20 protein-coding genes and 5 tRNA genes are annotated in these 19645 nt (G+C 74.3%); 13 read left to right on the top strand and 12 right to left on the bottom strand.

From position 1 onward, the window contains the following. Nucleotides 1-50 precede the first annotated feature (50 nt). Nucleotides 51-1358, bottom strand: coding sequence for a serine/threonine-protein kinase (locus LG396_RS16510; protein ID WP_225795333.1), 1308 nt, complete (start codon nucleotides 1356-1358; stop codon nucleotides 51-53). A gap of 170 nt (nucleotides 1359-1528) precedes the next feature. Here LG396_RS16510 and LG396_RS16505 point away from each other — a divergent pair, with 170 nt between their 5' ends. The 4 genes from LG396_RS16505 (at nucleotide 1529) to LG396_RS16490 (ending at nucleotide 3833) form a co-directional block, all read left to right on the top strand. Continuing rightward, the gene (locus LG396_RS16505) at nucleotides 1529-1783 is read left to right on the top strand and encodes a DUF8836 family protein (protein WP_037750879.1); all 255 of its coding nucleotides are present in this window, start codon (nucleotides 1529-1531) and stop codon (nucleotides 1781-1783) included. A 184-nt stretch (nucleotides 1784-1967) separates the two neighbouring features. Further along, a complete protein-coding gene (locus tag LG396_RS16500; RefSeq protein WP_018836780.1) occupies nucleotides 1968-2174 on the top strand; it encodes a hypothetical protein in 207 nt (68 codons plus the stop codon). 165 nt (nucleotides 2175-2339) lie between these two features. Next, nucleotides 2340-3479: a phosphotransferase family protein gene (locus LG396_RS16495; protein ID WP_225795332.1), complete on the top strand. Its 1140-nt coding sequence runs from the start codon at nucleotides 2340-2342 to the stop codon at nucleotides 3477-3479. Nucleotides 3480-3545: 66 nt separating this feature from the next. Then, nucleotides 3546-3833 (top strand): TFIIB-type zinc ribbon-containing protein, encoded by a 288-nt coding sequence (locus LG396_RS16490; RefSeq protein ID WP_225795331.1) that lies wholly within the window; start codon nucleotides 3546-3548, stop codon nucleotides 3831-3833. A 96-nt stretch (nucleotides 3834-3929) separates the two neighbouring features. Here the strand turns inward: LG396_RS16490 and LG396_RS16485 are convergent. The 6 genes from LG396_RS16485 to LG396_RS16460 form a co-directional block, all read right to left on the bottom strand. Further along, nucleotides 3930-4001: transfer RNA gene (locus LG396_RS16485), tRNA-Val, on the bottom strand. Nucleotides 4002-4153: 152 nt separating this feature from the next. Continuing rightward, nucleotides 4154-5296 (bottom strand): S1 family peptidase, encoded by a 1143-nt coding sequence (locus LG396_RS16480; protein ID WP_037742284.1) that lies wholly within the window; start codon nucleotides 5294-5296, stop codon nucleotides 4154-4156. A 213-nt stretch (nucleotides 5297-5509) separates the two neighbouring features. Then, nucleotides 5510-6724, bottom strand: a complete 1215-nt coding sequence (locus tag LG396_RS16475; protein ID WP_037742280.1) for a GNAT family N-acetyltransferase — start codon at nucleotides 6722-6724, stop codon at nucleotides 5510-5512. Between the two features lie 156 nt (nucleotides 6725-6880). Beyond that, nucleotides 6881-6955 (bottom strand) — tRNA-Val (locus LG396_RS16470). 1 nt (nucleotide 6956) lies between these two features. Further along, nucleotides 6957-7027, bottom strand: a tRNA-Cys gene (locus LG396_RS16465). A gap of 26 nt (nucleotides 7028-7053) precedes the next feature. Next, a tRNA-Gly gene (locus LG396_RS16460) sits at nucleotides 7054-7126 on the bottom strand. Nucleotides 7127-7296: 170 nt separating this feature from the next. Between LG396_RS16460 and LG396_RS16455 the strand changes: the two genes are divergently transcribed. The 3 genes from LG396_RS16455 (at nucleotide 7297) to LG396_RS16445 (ending at nucleotide 10154) form a co-directional block, all read left to right on the top strand. After that, the gene (locus tag LG396_RS16455; RefSeq protein ID WP_225795330.1) at nucleotides 7297-8424 is read left to right on the top strand and encodes a chorismate-binding protein; all 1128 of its coding nucleotides are present in this window, start codon (nucleotides 7297-7299) and stop codon (nucleotides 8422-8424) included. Next, nucleotides 8421-9260, top strand: coding sequence for an aminotransferase class IV (locus tag LG396_RS16450; protein WP_018836774.1), 840 nt, complete (start codon nucleotides 8421-8423; stop codon nucleotides 9258-9260). The genes LG396_RS16455 and LG396_RS16450 overlap by 4 nt, the downstream gene beginning before the upstream one ends. A 63-nt stretch (nucleotides 9261-9323) precedes the next feature. Further along, nucleotides 9324-10154, top strand: coding sequence for a GNAT family N-acetyltransferase (locus tag LG396_RS16445; protein ID WP_225795329.1), 831 nt, complete (start codon nucleotides 9324-9326; stop codon nucleotides 10152-10154). Nucleotides 10155-10273: 119 nt separating this feature from the next. On the opposite strand, the gene LG396_RS16440 is transcribed toward LG396_RS16445, so the two are convergent. Beyond that, entirely contained in the window at nucleotides 10274-10786 is a 513-nt protein-coding gene (locus LG396_RS16440; RefSeq protein WP_018843100.1) for a DsbA family protein, read from the bottom strand. Nucleotides 10787-10914: 128 nt separating this feature from the next. On the opposite strand from LG396_RS16440, the gene LG396_RS16435 reads away from it, so the two are divergent. Together LG396_RS16435 and LG396_RS16430 are read left to right on the top strand one after the other, a co-directional pair. Next, nucleotides 10915-11394 (top strand): hypothetical protein, encoded by a 480-nt coding sequence (locus LG396_RS16435; protein WP_100298367.1) that lies wholly within the window; start codon nucleotides 10915-10917, stop codon nucleotides 11392-11394. Between the two features lie 152 nt (nucleotides 11395-11546). Then, a complete protein-coding gene (locus LG396_RS16430) occupies nucleotides 11547-11699 on the top strand; it encodes a hypothetical protein (RefSeq protein WP_018836770.1) in 153 nt (50 codons plus the stop codon). Here LG396_RS16430 and LG396_RS16425 read toward each other — a convergent pair. Together LG396_RS16425 and LG396_RS16420 are read right to left on the bottom strand one after the other, a co-directional pair. Further along, nucleotides 11686-12345 (bottom strand): CGNR zinc finger domain-containing protein, encoded by a 660-nt coding sequence (locus LG396_RS16425; RefSeq protein WP_225795328.1) that lies wholly within the window; start codon nucleotides 12343-12345, stop codon nucleotides 11686-11688. The genes LG396_RS16430 and LG396_RS16425 overlap by 14 nt on opposite strands. Before the next feature lie 179 nt (nucleotides 12346-12524). Then, entirely contained in the window at nucleotides 12525-12938 is a 414-nt protein-coding gene (locus LG396_RS16420; protein ID WP_018836768.1) for an SsgA family sporulation/cell division regulator, read from the bottom strand. 355 nt (nucleotides 12939-13293) lie between these two features. On the opposite strand from LG396_RS16420, the gene LG396_RS16415 reads away from it, so the two are divergent. Further along, nucleotides 13294-13365: transfer RNA gene (locus LG396_RS16415), tRNA-Val, on the top strand. 137 nt (nucleotides 13366-13502) lie between these two features. On the opposite strand, the gene LG396_RS16410 is transcribed toward LG396_RS16415, so the two are convergent. Beyond that, nucleotides 13503-14231: a 3'-5' exonuclease gene (locus tag LG396_RS16410; RefSeq protein WP_018836767.1), complete on the bottom strand. Its 729-nt coding sequence runs from the start codon at nucleotides 14229-14231 to the stop codon at nucleotides 13503-13505. 470 nt (nucleotides 14232-14701) lie between these two features. Between LG396_RS16410 and LG396_RS16405 the strand changes: the two genes are divergently transcribed. From LG396_RS16405 to LG396_RS16395, 3 genes are all read left to right on the top strand, one after another. Next, nucleotides 14702-15862 carry a hypothetical protein gene (locus tag LG396_RS16405; protein ID WP_225795327.1) on the top strand — a complete coding sequence of 387 codons (1161 nt, stop codon included), beginning with the start codon at nucleotides 14702-14704 and terminating at the stop codon, nucleotides 15860-15862. Nucleotides 15863-15975: 113 nt separating this feature from the next. Next, nucleotides 15976-17958, top strand: a complete 1983-nt coding sequence (gene thrS, locus LG396_RS16400; RefSeq protein WP_225795326.1) for a threonine--tRNA ligase — start codon at nucleotides 15976-15978, stop codon at nucleotides 17956-17958. Nucleotides 17959-18018: 60 nt separating this feature from the next. Next, a complete protein-coding gene (locus LG396_RS16395; protein WP_100298363.1) occupies nucleotides 18019-18579 on the top strand; it encodes an HIT family protein in 561 nt (186 codons plus the stop codon). Between the two features lie 202 nt (nucleotides 18580-18781). Here the strand turns inward: LG396_RS16395 and LG396_RS16390 are convergent, their stop codons facing one another. Beyond that, nucleotides 18782-19336, bottom strand: coding sequence for a DUF4360 domain-containing protein (locus tag LG396_RS16390; RefSeq protein ID WP_037742255.1), 555 nt, complete (start codon nucleotides 19334-19336; stop codon nucleotides 18782-18784). Nucleotides 19337-19645: the final 309 nt, after the last annotated feature.

Below are 19645 nucleotides of genomic sequence, written 5' to 3'. Positions count from 1 at the left end.
GCGGTGGACCACCCCGCGGCGTTGCGCCCCGGGGTGATCCACGGGGTGTACTAGAGCGGGCCCTGGCAGCCCTGGGCCGCGGCGATACCGAGCGCGACCAGCAGCGTCACCGTCACGAACACGATCAGCCGCTGCCGCATCATCCGCGCCCGGGCGTCCGGCACCGGCCGGCGCTGCGGCGCCGGCTTCCGCGGCGCCGACGCCACGCCCTCGCGCGGCCCGCCGCTCCGCGACCCCTGCGTGCGCTGCTCCGCCGGCCGCCCGCGCTCCGCGCCCGGCCGGCCCCGCTCCGCCGCCGGCCCTCGCGCCGCACCGCGCCCCGCGCGCTGCCCCGGCCGCTGCGCCGGTCCGGGCCGCTGCGCGGCGCCCGGCCGCCCGGCGCCCTGCGGCCCCGGGCGCTGCGCGGCACCCGTCCCGGGCCCCGGCCGGCCCGCGCCCGTCGCCCGCGGAGGCGGCGGCCGGTGCGCGGCCGTCGGGCCCGGGGCCGCCCGGTCCGCCGCGGCACGGCGCGGCGGGGCGGCCTCCGGCCCCGGGCCGTGCGTCTCGCGGGCCGCGATCTCCTTCAGCCGCAGCGACAGCTGAAGCGTCGAGGGCCGGTCGTCCGGCGTCTTCGCCAGGCACGTGCGCAGCAGCGGCGCCAGCGCGTCCGGCACCCCGTCGAGCAGCGGCTCCTCGTGCACCACCCGGTAGAGCATGACCTCGGAACTGCCCTGGCCGAACGGCGAGTCGCCCGTCGTCGCGTACGCGAGCGTGGCGCCCAGCGAGAAGACGTCGCTCGCCGGCGTCACCGGCTGCCCCCGCACCTGCTCGGGCGCCAGGAACCCGGGGGAGCCGACCGCCGTCCCGACGTGCGTCAGCGTGGAGGCGCCCGTCGCCCAGGCGATGCCGAAGTCGATGATCCGCGGGCCCTTGGGGGAGAGCAGGATGTTGGACGGCTTCAGGTCGCGGTGCACCACGCCCGCCTCGTGCACGGCGACCAGGCCCTCCGAGAGCGCCGCGCCGATCGCCGCGACCCGGGCGGCCATGAGCGGCCCCTCGTCGCCGACCTTGTCGTGGAGGGAGGGCCCCGGTACGTACTGCGTGGCGAACCACGGGCGGTCCGCGTCCAGGTCGGCCGCCACCAGCCGGGCCGTGCAGCCGCCGCGGATCCGCCGGGCGGCGGAGACCTCGCGGGCGAACCGCGAGCGGAACTCCTGATCCTCCGCCAGATCCGGCCGGATCACCTTCAGCGCGACCCGCTGGCCGCGCCGGTCCGAGCCCAGGTAGACCACGCCCATGCCGCCCGCGCCGAGCCGCCGGTGGATCCGGAACGAGCCGACGACACGCGGATCCTCACGACGGAGCCGCATCATCGCCATACCGTAACCATCCCCGCTGCCCGGTCTGTCTGCCGTGCACAGCTTACGGACTTGACCGCCGCTCGCGCTGGCAGGGCGCCGTGCGGCGGGCCGAATTGTCAGTCCCGGGTGGGATCCTGGAGGTATTGCCGGGCCCAAGTGCGGCCCCTAGGAAGGGGGATGCGGGACAGGTGAAGGGCGATCGAGTGGAGATAGTCGTGGACGCGGGGGACACGACGAGGACGTACCAGGTGGTGGCCTCGCGCGCCGGCCGGAGGGTCGAGACGTCGGTGCGCCGGGGCGTGGTCGAGGTGAGCGAGGTGACGCGCAGCGGGTCGGTGGTGCGCACGGCGCGGTTCATGGCCACCAGGGTGCTCGCCCTGGTGGAGCAGCCCGTGCCGCGGTCGGACGGCGAGGTCCCTGTCGGGGAAGACCCCGGGACGTAGTACGCGGTCTCCACCCATGGGAGTAGCGACTTCCCGCCTCAGTCATCCTCCGGGAGGCCAGGCAATCGGTACGCGGGCATGACGACCCGTGCCGATCATTTCCCTAATGTTGTCGTCAAGCGGCGGGCGCAGCACTCGTCCCCCGAGGTCGGACGCCCGCCGCCCCAACACAGGAGTGGGAACCATGGAGAGAACAGCGGAGCACGCCGCACGGCCCAAGGCCGTCGCCGGGGCGCTCGCCGCGTTCGGCGCACAGCCGTCGGAGCGCAGGCACCCGCTGGTCGCCCTCGCGATGGTGCTGCCCCTGGCGATCGTCCTCACCGTCGTCTTCGGCGGCTGGGAAGCGGTCATCACACATGCGTCGTCCGTGGCCGGAATGATGGGGCACTAGCCCCGTCAGGCCCGGGAGAGCGGCCCGGGCCGGGGACAGCCGGCTCAGCCCCGTGGGGACGGGGGTGCGGCGGACGGACGTGTACGCCCGGGCGTCTGGGGAGACGCCCGGGCTACGCGTTTTCCGGGCCGGGTCGGCCGTCGGGACAGCACTTAGGATGAGCCGGTGCGCGTACGCCTCGTCGACCGGCTGGCGGAGCTGAGCCGGGGGGCCGGCGAGCCCGTGGTGATCGTCGACCGCCCGGACGTGACCGTCGTACGCAGCGGGGGCACCGTACTCAAGGCCCACGCCCCGCGCCTGGACCCCGCCGCCCTCGCCGCCCGGCTGCGGGTGGCCGCCCACCCGCTGCTCGCGGGCATCCTGCTGACGCCGCTCGGCGGGCTGACCGGCCCCGTCGAGGGCCGCCACGTGAGCCGCTGGCCGTACGGGGCCCCGGTGGCGCCGGACGCCCCGGAGGCGGCGCCGTGGTGGGAGGCGGGGCACCTCACGGCCCGGCTGCACGCGATACCGGTGGGCCGGCTGCCGGGCCCTCTGCCGCCGATGTCAGGACCGGCGAACGCGGCCCGTGCGGTCGCGGCGCTCCGCACGACGCTCGCCGCCCGGGTCGCTGCCCCCGTACCCGCGCCCCGTGCCCCCGCGGACGCCGCCCCGGCGCCGTACGTCGGCGCTCCGACCGTGCCGGCCCCCGCACCCGCGCCGGCCCTCGCGTCGGCCCCGGCCCTCGCGCCGGACCCCGCTCTGGCACCGGACCCCGCTCCCGCCGGCCCCGGTCCCGCGCAGGAGCGCACCTCCGCCGCCGCCCTCGTCCTGCGGGCCTGGGAGCGGCTGCCCTCCTGGGCCCGTGACGAGGAGCCCCGCGCGCAGCCCCGCGCCCTCCTCTGCCACGGCGACCTCCACCTCGGCCAACTCGTGCGCCACCCCGCCCCCGACGGGCCCTGGCACCTCATCGACGTCGACGACCTCGGCCTCGGCGAGCCCGCCTGGGACCTCGCCCGCCCCGCCGCCGGCTATGCCACGGGCCTCCTCCCCGCCCCCGACTGGGCCGCCTTCCTCGCCGGCTACCGCGCCGCCGGCGGCCCCGCCGTCGCCCCCGGCGACGACCTGTGGCCGCCCGAGGTCGACCTGCCGGCCCGCACCCTCACCGTCCAGCTTGCCGCCCGCGGCCTCGTGGACGCCGCGACGGGCGTGCGGCCTCTGGACGACACCGACCACGACCTGCTCGCCGCCTGCGCCCGCATCGCCGCCATGGGCGACGGGACGGGGGACGGGGCGGACGGCGGGACGGGGCCGGGCGGCGCATCGTAGGCTGTGCAGCCATGGCCGCCGTCCGTCATCCGTGGCGGCGGGAGAACCGAGGAGTTGAGGGCGACCATGCAGTGTCCCAAGTGCCGTGCGCCGATGCAGACGTACAACCGCAACGGCGTGCAGATCGAGCAGTGCAGCGGGTGCCGGGGGATCTTTCTCGACTACGGCGAGCTGGAGACCCTGACGCGACTCGAGTCCCAGTGGGCACAGCAGGCCCCGCCGCCCCCGGCCGCCCAGGGGTACCCGCAGCAGCAGGCTCCGGGCTGGGGCGGCGGCCACCACGGCGGCCATGGCGGCCACGGCCACTACGGGCACCGCAAGGGCGGCTTCTCCCGGATGCTGTTCTCGTCCTGATACGGGCCGACCGAGGCCGTGCGGCCCCCGCGGGGGGCCGCACGGCACACGCCGGAGGGCCGGAGCGAATCGCTCCGGCCCTCCGGTCTTCTGCTGTGCGCGGTACTGGGATTGAACCAGTGACCTCTTCCGTGTCAGGGAAGCGCTCTCCCGCTGAGCTAACCGCGCGCGGTTTCTGCGGCTAGATACTTCCACGCGCCGACCGGCATCGCAAGTCCATGATCATCGCGTCCCGGTACGGCCCGTGCCACCCGCCGGCGGGCGGGCGGCACGGGCGCGCGGTCACCGGCGAGGGGCCGGTGCCACGGGGTGGTGCCGTGCTAAGCGGTGTGCAGCGTCAGCCCGTAGCGGCCGAGGATCTCGTTGACCGGCTGGTACCAGGTTTCGCCGCCGCCGCTGCAGTTGCCCCAGCCGCCGGAGGTGACGCCCTGCGCCTGGTCGCCGCTGATGAACGAGCCGCCCGAGTCGCCGGGTTCGGCGCACACGCTCGTCTTCGTGAGCTGGTGCACGACGGCGCCGCCGCTGTAGTTGACCGTCTCGTTCTTGGCCAGCAGCGTGCCGCAGTGCCAGCGCGTGGTGGAGCCGGAGCGGCAGATGGAGGCGCCCACCGGGGCCTCCGCCGAGCCGCGGACGAGCTGGTCGGGCACGGTGCCCCAGCCGAGGACCACGGGGACGGTCCACCAGCCGCTGCCGACGTTGACCCAGGCGTAGTCGTTGTCGGGGAACGACGAGCCCTGGAAGTTGCCGATGTACGAGCGGTCCCAGCCGCTGACGCCGGCGCCCGCGCCGCCGCAGTGGCCCGCGGTGACGAAGCCGCCGTGCACCGAGAAGCCGATGGAGCAGCGGACGTTGCCCGTGTAGTACGGGTCCCCGCCGACGGTGCCGGCGGCGAACGTGCCCGGCGCCTCGGGGACCGTGCCGACCTCGACGGGTCCCGCGGCGCGGGCCCGGTCGAGGAACGTGCGGACCGCGGCGTCGTCGCGGCGGTCGGCGACGACGTCGACCCGGACGCTGTTGGCGCGCACGTCGACGCGCCAACTGGCCACCCCGGCGGGGGCGGACAGCTCGTCCAGGCGCTTCACGGCGGCGTCCAGCCGCGCGGCGCTGTGCTCGACGACGCGCACGTCCGCGCCCGTCGCCCGCACCGCCCCGGCGTGCTGTGCGCCGGCGACGGCGACGGTGAGCCGGCCGCTGTCCGCGTCGAACCAGGAGCCGCCGTAGGCGGCGCCGGCGGCGCGCTCGGCCTTCTTCTCGGTCTCGGCCGCCCGGCGTTCGTCGGCCAGCCGCTCCCGGGCCTGGTCGGCCGTCAGGCCCAGGTCCCGTTGGAGTGCGGCCGCCAGACCGGGCGAGAGCTGGCGCGCGGAGTCCGCGCCGGCGGCGGGGGCCAGGGCGGCGGCGCCGCCCCAGGTGCTCAGCAGCAGGAGTGCGGACAGGCCGAGCCTTAATCCGAAGGTACGTCTCACGATGGCGGACCTTTCTGTAGTTCCCTCATGTCGAGTGGGGGTGGAACACAGACGGTTGAGAGCGCTCTCATTCAGCGCGCTGTCACCACAGCACGGGCCCGGACCTTTGTCCAGACCTTTCGCAGGCACGAAGAAGCGGCCGCCCGGTCCCGCGGGGGACCGGACGGCCGCTGGTGAACTGCCTCCGGGCGCACGCCTCTTCGGCGCGCCGTCTTAGAACTCCTCGACCGTGTGCGGCAGCAGCGGTGTGCGCAGCGCGGCGTCGAGCGCGTCGGCCGCGCCGGGGGTGTGCTCGGTCGCCAGGCCCGCGCGGACGGCGGCACCGAGGGCGGTGCCGCCGAGGTAGGCGGCGGAGAGGTCGCGTACGTCCACGGTGAGGTCCGGCTCCGCGTCGACGCCCTCGTACGCGGCCGGGACCCCGGGGCCCGCGGTGAGCCGGTAGGTGCCCGCGTTGGCCGGCACCGCGTCGTCGGCCACGGCCAGCACGACGTCCGCGGCGGCGGCCCAGGAGCGGCTGCGCAGCGCCGCGCCGACGTCGGTGAGCCGCACCCACAGCGCGGGAAAGGTGCTCGTGACCCGCACCTGGTCGCGGTCCGCGGCGAAGAGCAGCAGCGGGTCGTCGAGCGGGCGGCCCCAGGCGCGTACGGTGCCGGTCAGGTCCAGGGAGGCGAGGTAGCGCCACAGGGCCGCGGCCACGGCCGGGGTGTCCGCCTCCAGCTCGTCCAGGCGCACCAGGCCGGACGCGTCGGGGCGGTCGCCCGCGTCCTTCGTTCGGTAGACGGCGTAGCCGGCGAGGGGGTCGCCGAGGGCGACGACGCGCGGGCGGGAGAAGTCCTCGTCGTCCGGGTCCTGTTCGGCCAGCCACTCCTTGGCCCACCACTCCTCGCTGCGCGCGGGCCGGCCGGCGCGCGCCGCGCGGGTGCGGTCGTAGTACGGGCCGAGCAGCGCGGGCGCCGCGGCCGGGTCGACCAGCCGCAGGGGCCGCTCGTCGGGGGTGATCCGCAGCCGCAGCGCGGCCCGGGAGTCGATCTCGACGGTCGCGCCGTACGTGCCGGGGCCGAAGCCGAACCGCCCGTAGATGGCGGTCTCCGACGCCCACAGCGCCGCGATCGGCCAGCCCTCGGCCGGGCAGCGCGCGAACAGCTCGGCGATCATCCCGGAGAGCACCCCGCGGCGCCGGTGGGTCGGCGCGACGGAGACGAAGGTCAGGCCGGGGCAGGGGAGTTCGGCGCCGGGGACGGCCATCGTGAACGGCAGCGCGGCGACCATGCCGACCAGCGTGTCCGCGTCGTAGGCGCCGATGCGCAGGCAACCCGCCAGGAGTTCGTGATGGCGTTTGCGAAGTTCGTCCTCGGGCTTTTCGTGGAAGACCAGATAGGCCAGCTCCTGAGCCCGGTCGATGTCGCTTTCGGGTATTTCACGGAACACAATGGGAGCACGGTCGTTCATATTCTGACACTATCCGTCATGCCCGACCCGTGCACATCGCTTGATGCGGGCTCACGACGGAGGCTGCACGGCCGTGCGGCAACGAAGAAGGCGACCCGTGAGCGCGTGGTCCGCGGTCATGGGTCGCCCCTCACGTGGTGGACGATACTGGGATTGAACCAGTGACCCCTTCCGTGTCAGGGAAGTGCTCTCCCGCTGAGCTAATCGTCCGAGGTGGAGACGGGATTTGAACCCGTGTAGACGGCTTTGCAGGCCGTTGCCTCGCCTCTCGGCCACTCCACCAGCGGGGGCCCGTGAGACCCCCATCGAGCGGACGACGAGATTCGAACTCGCGACCCTCACCTTGGCAAGGTGATGCTCTACCAACTGAGCTACGTCCGCCGGTCGTGCTCCGAAGGCGCCGGTGAGGCGCTTCCGGTAGTCATGAACCTTAGCGGATTCCGGGGCCAGCTCAAATTCGGTTTCCCGCACGCACCCGGCCCGCGGCCCGCCCGTACCCGCCGCGCACCGGCCCGGGGGCCGGTGTCCGCGGGCCGCCATAGACTCGCGGCGTGCCCCGCCTCGCCCCGCTCGCCCGCTTCGGCGGTCTCGTCGCCTCCGACCTGCGCGACGTCACCGGCGACCCGGCCGCACTCGACTCGTCGGGCTGGTGGGCCGTCGTCGCCGGGTACGAGGGCCGGACGGTGTGCGCGCGCTTCGGGGACGTACGCCCCGATCCGCACCCGCCCGCCCGCCGCGCGCGCCGCTGGCGCGGCCCCGGCGCCGCGAGCTGGACGACCTCGCTCGACCGCGCCGGCTACGTGGCGGGGGTGCGGCGCATACGGGAGCACATCGCCGCCGGCGACGTCTACCAGGTCAACCTGTGCCGCGTCCTCACCGCCCCGCTCCCCGGCCCCGGCGACCGCCCCGGCGCCCCTGACACCGCCGACGCCCCCGACGCCGCCGATCCCGCTGATGTGGCCGACGCCGACATCGACGCCCTCTCCGCCGTCCTCGCCCGCGGCAACCCCGCCCCGTACGCCGGCGTCGTCCGGCTGCCCGCGCACGGCGTCGAGGTCGCCACCGCCTCGCCCGAGCTGTACCTGCGCCGCCACGGCCGCGCCGTCGAGTCCGGCCCCATCAAGGGCACCGGCCGCACCGCCGCCGACCTGACCGCCAAGGACCGCGCCGAGAACGTCATGATCGTCGACCTCGTGCGCAACGACCTCGGCCGCGTCTGCACCACCGGCTCCGTCACCGTGCCCGCCCTCTGCGCCGTCGAGGAGCACCCCGGCCTCGTCCACCTCGTCTCCACCGTCCGCGGCGAGCTGGCTCCCGGCGCCGGCTGGGCGGAGCTGATCGGCGCCACCTTCCCGGCCGGCTCCATCACCGGCGCGCCGAAGAGCAGCGCGCTGCGCCTCATCGACGAGCTGGAAACCGCCCCCCGGGGCCCGTACTGCGGCGGCGTCGGCTGGGTCGACGCCGACCGCGGCACCGGCGAACTGGCCGTCGGCATCCGCACGTTCTGGATCGACCGCACCGCGGCCGGCGGCGCCGTCCTGCGCTTCGGCACCGGCGCGGGCATCACCTGGGGTTCCGACCCGGAGCGGGAGTGGCGGGAGACCGAATTGAAGGCATCCCGCCTGCTCGCGGTAGCGTCGGAAGTGGAAGTCACGAGTGAAGGGACCGTACGCCCATGAAGGTCTGGCTCGACGGCGGGCTCCGCGAGGTGGCCGACGCACGGGTGTCCGTGTTCGACCACGGCATCACCGTGGGCGACGGCGTCTTCGAAACGCTGAAGGCCACCGACGGCACCGCCTTCGCCGTCACCCGGCACCTGGAGCGCCTGGCCCGCTCCGCCCGCGGCCTCGGGCTGCCCGAGCCGGACCTCGACGAGGTCCGCAGGGCCTGCGCCGAGCTGCTGGCCGCCGAGCCGGTGGCGCACGGCCGGCTGCGCATCACGTACACCGGCGGCGCCGCGCCCCTGTCCTCCCTCCGCAGCGACGCGGACGACAGCCGCCCCACCCTGGTCGTCGCCCTGGCCGCCGCCGAGCCGCGGCCGGACGAGACGGGCGCCGTCACCGTGCCCTGGACGCGCAACGAGCGCGGGGCCGTCGCCGGCCTGAAGACCACGTCGTACGCGGAGAACGTCGTCGCCCTGGCCCGCGCCCACGACGGCGGCGCCAGCGAGGCGCTCCTCGCCAACACCCGCGACCGGCTCTGCGAGGGCACCGGGTCCAACGTCTTCGTCGTCCTCGACGGCGAGGTGCACACCCCGCCGCTCGCCTCCGGCTGCCTGGCCGGGATCACGCGGCAGCTGGTGCTGGACTGGACCGGCGCGCGGGAGACGGACCTGCCGTTCTCGGTGCTCGCCGAGGACAGCGCCGTGGAGGAGGTCTTCCTGACGTCCTCGCTGCGCGACGTCCAGGCCGTACGCCGCCTCGACGGCCGCGACCTGCCGGGGGTCCTCGGGCCGGTCACGGCGAAGGCGATGCAGGTGTTCGCGGAGCGCTCGGCGGCGGACATCGACCCCTGAGGGCTGTCCCGTACCACCACGGCGACCTGCAGACTCCGAGCGTGCGAGGACGAAGGGGAAGCGATGACGACCCACCTGCGCCCGGCCGGAGCCGAGCGGCGCCAGCCGGACGGCGGCCGTACGCGCGCGTTCGCCGTGTGCGTCAACGGCCACCCGGTCGGCGACGTCGAGCTGGCCACCGACCCGCGTCTCGGCCGCACCACGGGCCGCGTACGCACGCTGCGGATCCAGCGGTCCGAGCGCGGCCGCGGCCGCGGCACGGTGGCGGCGCTGGCGGCGGAGGAGGTGCTGCGCGGCTGGGGCTGCCGGGAGGTCCTGCTCAGCCTGGACGCCCGCGCGGGCGTCGGCCTGCGGCTGGCGGCGGCGCTGGGCTACACCGAGACGGGCCGGACGCTGGCCAAGGAACTGGCGGCGGAGCCGGAGCTGCCGCAGGGCTCCGTGGTGCGCCCGATGGCCGCGGGCGAGTACCCGGACTGGCGGGACGCGGAGGTGGACGCCTACGCGCACCGGTGGCTGGACCGGGGGATGTCGCAGGCCGAGGCGCGCGACCGCTCGGCCGCCAACCACGACGACCTGCTGCCCGGCGGCGCCGCCACCGCGGACGTGGCGCTGCGGGTCCTGGAGCACGACGGGGTCGGGGTGGGCACGGTCTGGATCGCGCTGCGGCCCCAGATCGCCACCGGTGGGTACGTCTACTCCGTGACCGTCGCCCCGGAGCACCGGGGGAGGGGCCACGGCCGCACCCTGATGCGCGCGGCGGAGGGCGAGTGCCTGGCGGCGGGGCTGCGGACCCTGGGGCTGCACGTCTTCGCGGGCAACGAGGTGGCGCTGCGGCTGTACGAGTCCCTGGGCTACGCCCCCACGGCGTACCACCTGGGCAAGCCCCTGATCTGAGCGCGAGCCGGCCCGCGGCGCCTCGGCCGGCCGGGCGGGTGGCCGCGGAAGGCGCCTCCGCCCGCCGGCGGGCGCCGCCCGGCCCGCGGGCCGGGCCCGGGCGACCCGGCTTCCGTCCCTCAGCCCGCCGCGGCGAGCAGGCGGTCCGCGATCTCCTCGATCCGCTCCCGCAGCCCCTCCTGGCTCTTGCCGCCGTCCAGGCGCTCGCCGCCGATGACGTACGTCGGCGTCCCCGTCACCCCGATCGCCTTGCCCTCCGCGACGTCCGCGTCCACGACCAGGAAGTGCCGCCCGTCCACGAGGGCGGTCTCCACCTCCGCCGCGTTCAGATCCAGCTCCCGCGCCGTCTCGGCCAGCAGCGGCTCGCCCTGCTTGCCGAACTTCTCCGCGCGGGCCAGCACGGCCTCCACGTACTCCCAGCCCTTCCCCTGCGCGAACGCCTCCTCGGCGGCCTGGGCGCCCGCCATCGCGTGCTGGTGCTTGTCCAGCGGGAAGTGGCGCAGCCGGATGTCGAGCCGGTCCCCGTAGCGCTCCCGCAGGGCGTGCACGTCGGCGAGGGCCGTGCGGCAGTCCGGGCACTGCAGCTCGCACCACACGTCGAGCACGGGCGCACCGTTCACTTCGTTCTCCATGGACGTCAGTCTTCCAGGCCCCGCGGGGCGGCGCCGTCTCGGCCCTGCGGACGAGCCGGACCCGGAGATGTCCCCCATGCCGTGCCGCACCATGGCAATCGCGGCGCATTCCGGTGCACGATGGAAGCATGTTCACCACCACGGTCTGCGCCGCGCTCTCCGCGGCGGGGCTCGCGATCTCGCTGCTGACCGCATACCGGAGAAGGTTCCGGCGGGCGACGAAGATCGCCGCCCTGTCGCTGGTGCCCGTCGGCCTGGCCATGGCGGGGCTGATCGAGCTGGGCGGCAAGGTCGGCAAGGCCACCGGGGACTGGGCGACGGACCTGGTCCTCAAGCCCTCGGTCTGGGGCGGCTTCGGCGTGCTCGCGGTCGCCGTCGTGCTGTGGGTGGGCCAGCGCCTCGTCGGCGAGCGCGCCAAGCGCAAGGCGGGCGGCGGCGCCCCGGCGGCCCCGGCGGCGGCGCCGTCCGCGTCCCAGCCCGCGCTCGGCGCCGGCCGGGGCGGCAAGCCGCGCGGCTCGGCGCCGGCGGCGAGCGGCCGGCGGGGGTCCGGCTCCGGGGACGAGGACTTCTCCGACATCGAGGCGATCTTGAAGAAGCACGGAATCTGACGCTGCGGGCCCACCGAACTACCCTGCGCAGCCGCTAAGTCGATCTCCCTCGACAGAAACCGATCAAGCACGGCCGATCTTCGTGAACAGGCCGGGTTTTCCTGGCGTGTTGCCCACTCGGGCATGCGGGCCTGCGCAATTATCTGCGCGAGATGAACGATCACACGCCCGCACCCCCGCCGCCCGCTCCCGCCGAGCCCCGCGGCTGCCTCTTCGCCCTGTCCCAGCCGCCGTTGATGCTCTTCCTCACCGTCGTGGGCGGGCTGATCTTCGGCACCTCGGTCTACGACCTCATCGGCTGGTGAGCGCCGCCCCGCCGGCGGCGCCGGCCGCCGCCTTCCCGGCCCCGCTATCCGCCCCGTTCCCGGCGCCGTTCCCCGCTCCGTTCTGGGCCGCGGCCTCGCGCTGCCGCGCGCGGTACGCCGCCACGTGCAGCCTGTTGCCGCAGGTGCGGCTGGAGCAGTAGCGGCGGGACCGGTTGCGCGAGTAGTCGACGAACGCCCGGCCGCAGTCCGGCGCCTCGCAGCGGCGCAGCCGCTCGCGCTCCCCGGCGACGACGAGGAACGCGAGCGCCATCCCGCCGTCCGCGGCCAGGTGTTCTGCGACGGAGGCGCCGGGCGCGAAGTAGTGCACGTGCCACTCGTAGCCGTCGTGGTCCGTGAGCTGCGGCGTGGTGCCGGCGGCGGCCACGATCGCGTTGAGCCGCTCGGCCGCCGCCCGGTCGTCCGTGGCCGCGAAGACGGCCGAGAGGTCGTTCCGTACGGCCCGGACCGCGGCCACGTCGGAGCGGCAGAGCGCTTCGAGGCCGCTGATCCCGTGCTCGTCGACGAATCCCTGGAGCGCCCCCACGTCCACCAGCGCGTCCGCTTCCTGGCCCCCGTCCCCGGCGTCCGTGTTCAAAAGCGCCACGACGATGTCGAGCGCGCACCGGGTGTCGTGATTGATCAGCACCGTTCCGCTCCCCTGGTCGGGCCGCGCGTTCCCCTGGTCGGTCTGACGCCGACTCTAGCCAAAACGTGACACCGCCGTCGCCCACGGTGGAACGACGGCGGTGCCTGGTGCGGTTGTCTGGTCGGGGTCCGGCCGTCTCCCCGAGGCTGACGGCTACGGACGGTGAGGTCGTACGGGCTTCAGCTCTCCGCGAGGATGTGCGAGAGCTCGGTGTCGAGGTCGAAATGGCGTGGCTCCGTCCCGGGCGGCACGGCGGCGTCCGTGCGCTTCAGGAAGGACTCCAGCGCCCGCGCGGGTGCTTCGAGCAGTGCCTCGCCCTCGGGCGAGCTGAGGGCGATGCAGACGACGCCCTGGCCGTGGCTTCTGGATGGCCAGACGCGGACGTCGCCGGTGCCGGTCGGGCGGTGGAGCCCTTCGGCGAGGAGGTCGCGGGCGAACACCCATTCGACCGTCTCTTCTGCGCCCGTGTGGAAGGTGGCGTGCACGGCGTAAGGATCCGCGGTGTCGTACCGCAGACCTGCGGGGACAGGCAGGGAAGACTCGCTCGACACAACGAGGCGCAGGTGCAGCTCGCAGCTGACCGTGTGGTTCATAAGCGCCAGGGCCTTTCGCTCAGTGTGCGCTCGGGGATTCGCACGTCGGCGAAGTCGACATGCCACCTACCGGGGCGTTGTAAACCCCTCTGACTGTTTTGTGATGTTTTTCGTAGTTCGTACGGCCTAGCGAAGCTCGTCCCAGCAGGGCCGTTCCGGTGAACTCTGGGGCACGGATAGTTTGGGCTCTCTGGATGCGGAGAGTAACGAGAATCGGGCGCGGTGTGACGGAGGCGCGCGGAGGGTGCGTGCACGGGGATGCTCACTCCGGGTGACTCCGGCCGCGCCCCCGCAACCGGTTTGAACGGCAACCCCGCCGCACGGTATGGTTCTGACCGCGCCGCCAAGGTGCTCCGGGCGATTAGCTCAGGGGGAGAGCGCTTCGTTCACACCGAAGAGGTCACTGGTTCGATCCCAGTATCGCCCACAAAGGCGAAGGCGACCTGCGTCCGCAGAAAGCGCGGACACAGGTCGCCTTCGTCGTTCCTGCGCGGCTGCGCCGCGCGTGCGAGGGCTTCGCCCCCGCGCCCCCGTCTCCCCGCAACGGGGCGATCGGCAACGTCGTCAGGCCACCGTCGCCAGGCCGGTCGTGCGCAACGGCCAGGCGGGGTCGCACCGTTCGGCCGAGCCCGTGTGCGCGAACCACGCCGTCAGGCCCCGCGCCTGCGCGCCGTGCCACACCGCCTGCCGGGTGTGCAGCTCCGCGGCGCTCAGCTCGCCCAGCCGGTCCGCGTGGCGCTGCCCGATGGCCCGTACGAGGCGCAGCGCCGCCGTCGCGTCCGCGCCCGCCTCGTGGGCGCCGGACAGCTCCACGCCGTACTGCTCGCACAGCGCCGTGAGCGTGCGGCGGCCCTTGCGGTAGCGGTCGAGGTGCCGGTCGAGCACCAGCGGGTCCAGCACGCACAGCGGCGCGCCGCCGAGGTACTTGGGCAGCGACGAGGCGCGGTGCCGCCGTAACTCGCGGTCCAGCAGCGTCAGATCGAAGGGGGCGTTCATCACCACCAGCGGCACATGGCTCGCGCACTGCGCCGCCAGTGCCTTGCCGACCTCCTCCATCACGGGCGCCGGCCAGCGGCCCAGGCGCTGCAGATGCGGCAGCGTCAGGCCGTGGACGGCGGTGGCCGCGGCCGGGATCTCCACGTCGGGGGAGACGAGCCACGACGTACAGCGGGGCGGCGAGGTGATGTGGGGCTGCACGACGACGGCTGCGGAGAGTATCCGGTCGCGTTCCACGTCCACGCCGGTGGTCTCGGTGTCGAAGGCCGCGAGCGGCCCCTCGTACCAGAGCGTCATCAGCCCAACTCCCTGGACGTTTGCGGTCGGTGGGGTCGGTCCCATCCGACCGGGTGATACCCGCAACACCCCTCATTCGAACAATGGTTGTTTGGCGGAGAGTCGGCGCGGTGACAACAGAGAGTGAGGGCCGGGTACGCCCCGGCCGCCCGTGCGGGGCCGGCCCCCGTCAGCTACCGACAGCGTGTGGAAGGCAGTTGGGCCATGGCCCTCACCCGGTCGAAACGGGGCGGCCCGCTCCCCGAGCGGGCCGCGCCGCGGCGCGGTGCCCGCGCCGTGGCGGCGTTCCTCCCCCGGACGCTGCCGACCGGCCCTCCGCGCGCGGTCGTTGCCGCTGCCGGCTGTGCTCCGGCGCAGCCCTTCCCCGGCAGCGGCATCGGCCGGCACGTCGGGTCACCGGGCGCGCCCGTCGTCGGCCACCGCGCGCGCCGCGCGCACCCGACGCGGGCCGGCAGGGGAGGGAGACCCTGATGTACCGGCAGCCGCCACAGCCCGACCCCGCCCGCACCGACCCCGCCGTGCTCGGCGCCCTCCTCGCCCGCCATGGCTGGCGCCGGCACGGCGGTTCCACCGGCCGGTACGCACGCTTCACCCCGCCCGGCGACGCGCCGGGCGGCGCCGGCGTCCTCGTACCGGCCGACCGCGCCTTCCCCGACTGCACCGGCCTGCTCGCCGAGACGCTCACCGCGCTGGCCCGCAGCCCCGAGCCGTCCGCCCCGCTCGTGCTCACCGCCGTGGCCGTGCCCAGCGACGAGATGAGCTGGGAGTACGGCGCCGAGCGGCGCGCCGGGCCCGCCCGGTGGGCCGACGCAGAACGGCTCTCCGCCGCCGCCCGCGCCATGCTGCTGGCCGGCGCGCTCGCCGCCCGCCGCCCGGCGGGGTTCCACGGCGCCCGGCTGCGCCCGCAGGCCGCCCGGGACGTCGAGCAGACCCTGCTCGGCCCCGGCGCCCACGCCGCCCGGCTCACCGCCTTCGTCCCCGCCCCGGAGAGCCGCGGCGTGACCACCACCCTGTTACGGGCCCTGCACGGCACCCGCAACGCGGTGGACCGCCAGCACACCACCGGCAGCATGGCCGCCTTCGACAACGCCGTGGAACTCGGCGTGTGCCACGAGCTGACCGAGGCCCTCACCGCCCTCGTGCGCGGCACGGACGGCGTGCGTATCACCCTGGCCTGGGCCCCCGCGCACCCGCCGCCGCGCGGCTTCACCGCCGCCCCCGCGCCGGTGGAGTTCACCCCCGGCGACATCCCGGCCCTGCAGCGGGCCGCCGTGCGCTACCGGCACCGGGAGCCCTCCCTCCCGGTCCGGCTCACCGCAGCCGTCACCCGGCTCAGCCGGACGGCAGCCACCGGCCCGGGCCGGGTGCGGCTGCGGGTACTCGCGGGCGCGGACGTCACCGAGGTGCGCACGTCGCTCGACGAGGACGCGTACGGGGTCGCCTGCCGGGCACACCTGGCCGGTGTGCCGGTGCGGCTGACCGGCCGGCTGGAGAGCCGCGGCGGCTTCCGCCGGCTGACCGGGGCGTCGGACGTGCGGCCCGCGCCGGTGGAGGACGCCGCCCGGGACCGGCCGGCGCAGGCACCGCTCCAGCACCCGGACCTCTTCGGCGAGGCGTACGGCGACGGCTGAGACCGGCGCTCCGCGCACCCGGTGCCCGATTTCGCCGTGCACCCCCCTCGCTCGGTACGATTCACGCCGTGCCGCCGCTCGCGCGGCGCCCCGTTCCCTGCGAAGGAGACCCCGTGTCCGACGTCCGTGTGATCATCAGCCGCGATGCCGCCGAGCGGGAAGAGCGCGTGGTCACGACGGGCACGACGGCCGGCGACCTCTTCCCCGGCCAGCGCACCGTGATCGCCGCCCGCGTCGCCGGCGCGCTCAAGGACCTCGCGTACGAGGTCACCGACGGCGACGAGGTCGAGCCGGTGCTGATCGACAGCCCCGACGGCCTGGACATCCTGCGCCACTCCACCGCGCACGTCATGGCCCAGGCGGTGCAGGAGCTGTTCCCCGCGGCCAAGCTCGGCATCGGCCCGCCCATCAAGGACGGCTTCTACTACGACTTCGACGTGCCCGAGCCCTTCCACCCCGACGACCTCAAGCGCGTCGAGAAGAAGATGCAGGAGATCGTCAAGCGCGGCCAGCGGTTCTCCCGCCGGGTCACCACCGACGCCGACGCCCGCGAGGAACTGGCCGCCGAGCCGTACAAGCTGGAGCTGATCGGCCTGAAGGGCAACGCCGCCGACGCCGCCGAAGGCGCGTCCGCGGAGGTCGGCGCCGGCGAGCTGACGATCTACGACAACCTCGACGCCAAGACCGGCGAGCTCTGCTGGAAGGACCTCTGCCGCGGCCCCCACCTGCCGACGACGCGGCTGATCCCGGCGTTCAAGCTGATGCGCTCCGCCGCCGCGTACTGGCGCGGCAGCGAGAAGAACCCGCAGCTCCAGCGGATCTACGGCACCGCCTGGCCGTCGAAGGACGAGCTGAAGGCGCACCTGGAGTTCCTGGCCGAGGCCGAGAAGCGCGACCACCGCAAGCTCGGCGCCGAGCTGGACCTCTTCTCCATCCCCGAGGACATCGGCTCCGGCCTCGCGGTCTTCCACCCCAGGGGCGGCATCGTGCGCCGCGTCATGGAGGACTACTCGCGCAGGCGGCACGAGGAGTCGGGCTACGAGTTCGTCTACACCCCGCACGCGACGAAGGGGAAGCTCTTCGAGAAGTCGGGCCACCTGGACTGGTACGCCGACGGCATGTACCCGCCCATGCAGCTCGACGAGGGCCAGGACTACTACCTCAAGCCCATGAACTGCCCCATGCACAACCTGATCTTCGACGCCCGCGGGCGCTCGTACCGCGAGCTGCCGCTGCGCCTCTTCGAGTTCGGGACGGTCTACCGGTACGAGAAGTCCGGCGTCGTGCACGGCCTCACCCGGGCCCGGGGCTTCACCCAGGACGACGCGCACATCTACTGCACCAAGGAGCAGATGGCCGGCGAGCTGGACTCGCTGCTGACCTTCGTGCTGAACCTGCTGCGCGACTACGGCCTGGAGGACTTCTACCTGGAGCTGTCCACCAAGGACCCGGAGAAGTTCATCGGCTCCGACGAGGTCTGGGAGGAGGCCACCGAGATCCTGCGCCAGGCCGCCGGCAAGCAGGGTCTGCAACTGGTCATGGACCCGGGCGGGGCGGCGTTCTACGGGCCGAAGATCTCCGTGCAGGCCAAGGACGCCATCGGCAGGACGTGGCAGATGTCCACGATCCAGGTGGACTTCAACCTCCCCGAGCGCTTCGACCTGGAGTACACCGCGGCCGACGGCTCGCGGCAGCGCCCGGTGATGATCCACCGCGCGCTCTTCGGCTCCATCGAGCGGTTCTTCGCCGTGCTGCTGGAGCACTACGCGGGCGCCTTCCCGGCGTGGCTCGCGCCGGTGCAGGTCGTCGGCATCCCGATCGGCGACGACCACGTGCCGTACCTCCAGGAGGTCGCGGCGAAGATGCGGGCGCGCGGGCTGCGCGTCGAGGTCGACTCCTCCTCGGACCGGATGCAGAAGAAGATCCGCAACGCCCAGAAGGCCAAGGTCCCGTACATGCTCATCGCGGGCGACGACGACATCGCCAAGGGCGCCGTCTCGTTCCGCTACCGCAACGGCGAGCAGAACAACGGCGTGCCGGTCGACGACGCGATCGACGAGGTGGCCCGCGCGGTCGCGGAGCGCGCCGGGGCCTGATCGGGCGCGGGCGGGGCGCCGGGCCGGGCCCGGGGCCCGGCCCGCGGGGTCGTACGCCATATGCTGCTGACCATGACCAGTGAGCCGGAGCAGCAGCTCGGGGTCGGCACCCCGGATCAGTTCCAGCGGCTGTGGACGCCGCACCGCATGGCGTACATCCAGGGGGAGAACAAGCCCACCGGCAGCGCCGCCGGCGACGGGTGCCCGTTCTGCGCGATCCCGGAGAAGTCCGACGAGGACGGGCTGATCCTCGCCCGCGGCGCACAGGTCTACGCGGTGCTGAACCTGTACCCGTACAACGGCGGGCACCTGATGGTCGTCCCGTACCGGCACGTCGCGGACTACACCGAGCTGACCGACGACGAGACCGCGGAGCTGGCGGCGTACACCAAGAGTGCGATGACCGCCCTGCGCACCGCGTCCGGCGCACAGGGGTTCAACCTGGGCATGAACCAGGGCCCGGTCGCGGGCGCGGGCATCGCCGCGCACCTGCACCAGCACGTGGTGCCCCGGTGGGGCGGGGACACGAACTTCATGCCGGTCGTCGGCCACACCAAGGTGCTGCCGCAACTCCTCGCGGACACCCGCGCGATGCTCGCCGCCGCCTGGCCCGCGGGCTAGTCGTATTGCTCACGACCGCGGGCGCCGGTCGTGGTCAATGCACCCGGACCCGGTTCGGGCCGGAGCGGGACACCCACGGACCCCGCCGCCCCCACATCCGCGGACGCACCTGCCCCCCGGCCCGCGCCCGCGCCGGGAACCGGGGCGTGCGACCCCCCGGGCTGCTCCCCGGCGCGGGGCGGGTGTTCCCGCTGTCCGCGGATCAGTCCTCGCCCGGCACGCACTCCCGCCAGGCGACGTGGTACGTCGTCTCGATGTCTCCGTCCGTCGAGTCCATGGTCAGCATGCTGGTGGTCGTCGCGGGGTTCGACGTGCCGGCGTTGACGCGGAGCTCCGTGTTGATGTTGAAGTTGCGGATCTCCCCGCACGGCGCCCAGACGAGTGACTCCAGGTCGGTCTCGTCCGTCGTGGTCCAGTTGTCGTCCATGGGCCCGGTGAAGTTGTGCGTGAAGGTGTCCGTGTCGGGCGAGCCCTGGAAGTAGTACGACGCCTTCTCCATGCCGGTCGCGCCGTTCTCCAGGTAGCCGTACCCCCGGTAGTCGACGCCGGCGATGGCGTAGGTGAAGCCTCCCGGCACCTTGATGGCCAGGTTGAGCTGGCAGTTCTTGCGGAAGTCCGTCGGCGTGGCGCCGACGCCGACCAGGGCCACGTAGTTGCTGTAGGTCACGGTGAAGGCCTGGTTGTCCGCGGAGACCGCGATGGCGGCGCTGCCCGGCTCGCATCCGGTGCCGTTGACGGTGAGCACCTGGATCGCCATCTGGTCGGGCGGTACGTCTTCGAAGTACGGCGGCGTCGCGATATCGTTGGACGGCGACGCGATGGGGCTGGTGACGGTCGCGGCCAGTAATGCTGCCAGGACACTGCCTGCGACAAGAGTCATGGTTCTCCAATCGGTCGGATGGGCCGTATCCCGGGCACGGCAATGCCCAAGAGCGGGCCATGCGGGCGGAATCTGGCGAGCGGGCGGCAAAGGGTCCGCTGGCCGGATTCCGTCAAGACACACACCGGCGGCATACCGCCGCCGAATGAGGGACGGGCAGGAATTTACGCCGCCGTCTCCGAAGGC

Origin of the sequence: Streptomyces aculeolatus, assembly GCF_020400605.1 — a bacterium.
Lineage (GTDB): Bacteria > Actinomycetota > Actinomycetes > Streptomycetales > Streptomycetaceae > Streptomyces > Streptomyces aculeolatus.
Note: the sequence above shows the minus strand (reverse complement) of the source record. Positions and strands in the feature narration are given on the sequence as shown.

Coding starts and splice junctions, on each gene's coding strand:
- LG396_RS16510 (WP_225795333.1), bottom strand. CDS start 1,358: ATGGCGATGATGCGGCTCCGTCGTGAGGATCCGCGTGTCGTCGGCTCG.
- LG396_RS16500 (WP_018836780.1), top strand. CDS start 1,968: ATGGAGAGAACAGCGGAGCACGCCGCACGGCCCAAGGCCGTCGCCGGG.
- LG396_RS16490 (WP_225795331.1), top strand. CDS start 3,546: ATGCAGTGTCCCAAGTGCCGTGCGCCGATGCAGACGTACAACCGCAAC.
- LG396_RS16450 (WP_018836774.1), top strand. CDS start 8,421: ATGAAGGTCTGGCTCGACGGCGGGCTCCGCGAGGTGGCCGACGCACGG.
- LG396_RS16445 (WP_225795329.1), top strand. CDS start 9,324: ATGACGACCCACCTGCGCCCGGCCGGAGCCGAGCGGCGCCAGCCGGAC.
- LG396_RS16440 (WP_018843100.1), bottom strand. CDS start 10,786: ATGGAGAACGAAGTGAACGGTGCGCCCGTGCTCGACGTGTGGTGCGAG.
- LG396_RS16435 (WP_100298367.1), top strand. CDS start 10,915: ATGTTCACCACCACGGTCTGCGCCGCGCTCTCCGCGGCGGGGCTCGCG.
- LG396_RS16430 (WP_018836770.1), top strand. CDS start 11,547: ATGAACGATCACACGCCCGCACCCCCGCCGCCCGCTCCCGCCGAGCCC.
- LG396_RS16420 (WP_018836768.1), bottom strand. CDS start 12,938: ATGAACCACACGGTCAGCTGCGAGCTGCACCTGCGCCTCGTTGTGTCG.
- LG396_RS16410 (WP_018836767.1), bottom strand. CDS start 14,231: ATGACGCTCTGGTACGAGGGGCCGCTCGCGGCCTTCGACACCGAGACC.
- LG396_RS16405 (WP_225795327.1), top strand. CDS start 14,702: ATGTACCGGCAGCCGCCACAGCCCGACCCCGCCCGCACCGACCCCGCC.
- LG396_RS16395 (WP_100298363.1), top strand. CDS start 18,019: ATGCTGCTGACCATGACCAGTGAGCCGGAGCAGCAGCTCGGGGTCGGC.
- LG396_RS16390 (WP_037742255.1), bottom strand. CDS start 19,336: ATGGCGATCCAGGTGCTCACCGTCAACGGCACCGGATGCGAGCCGGGC.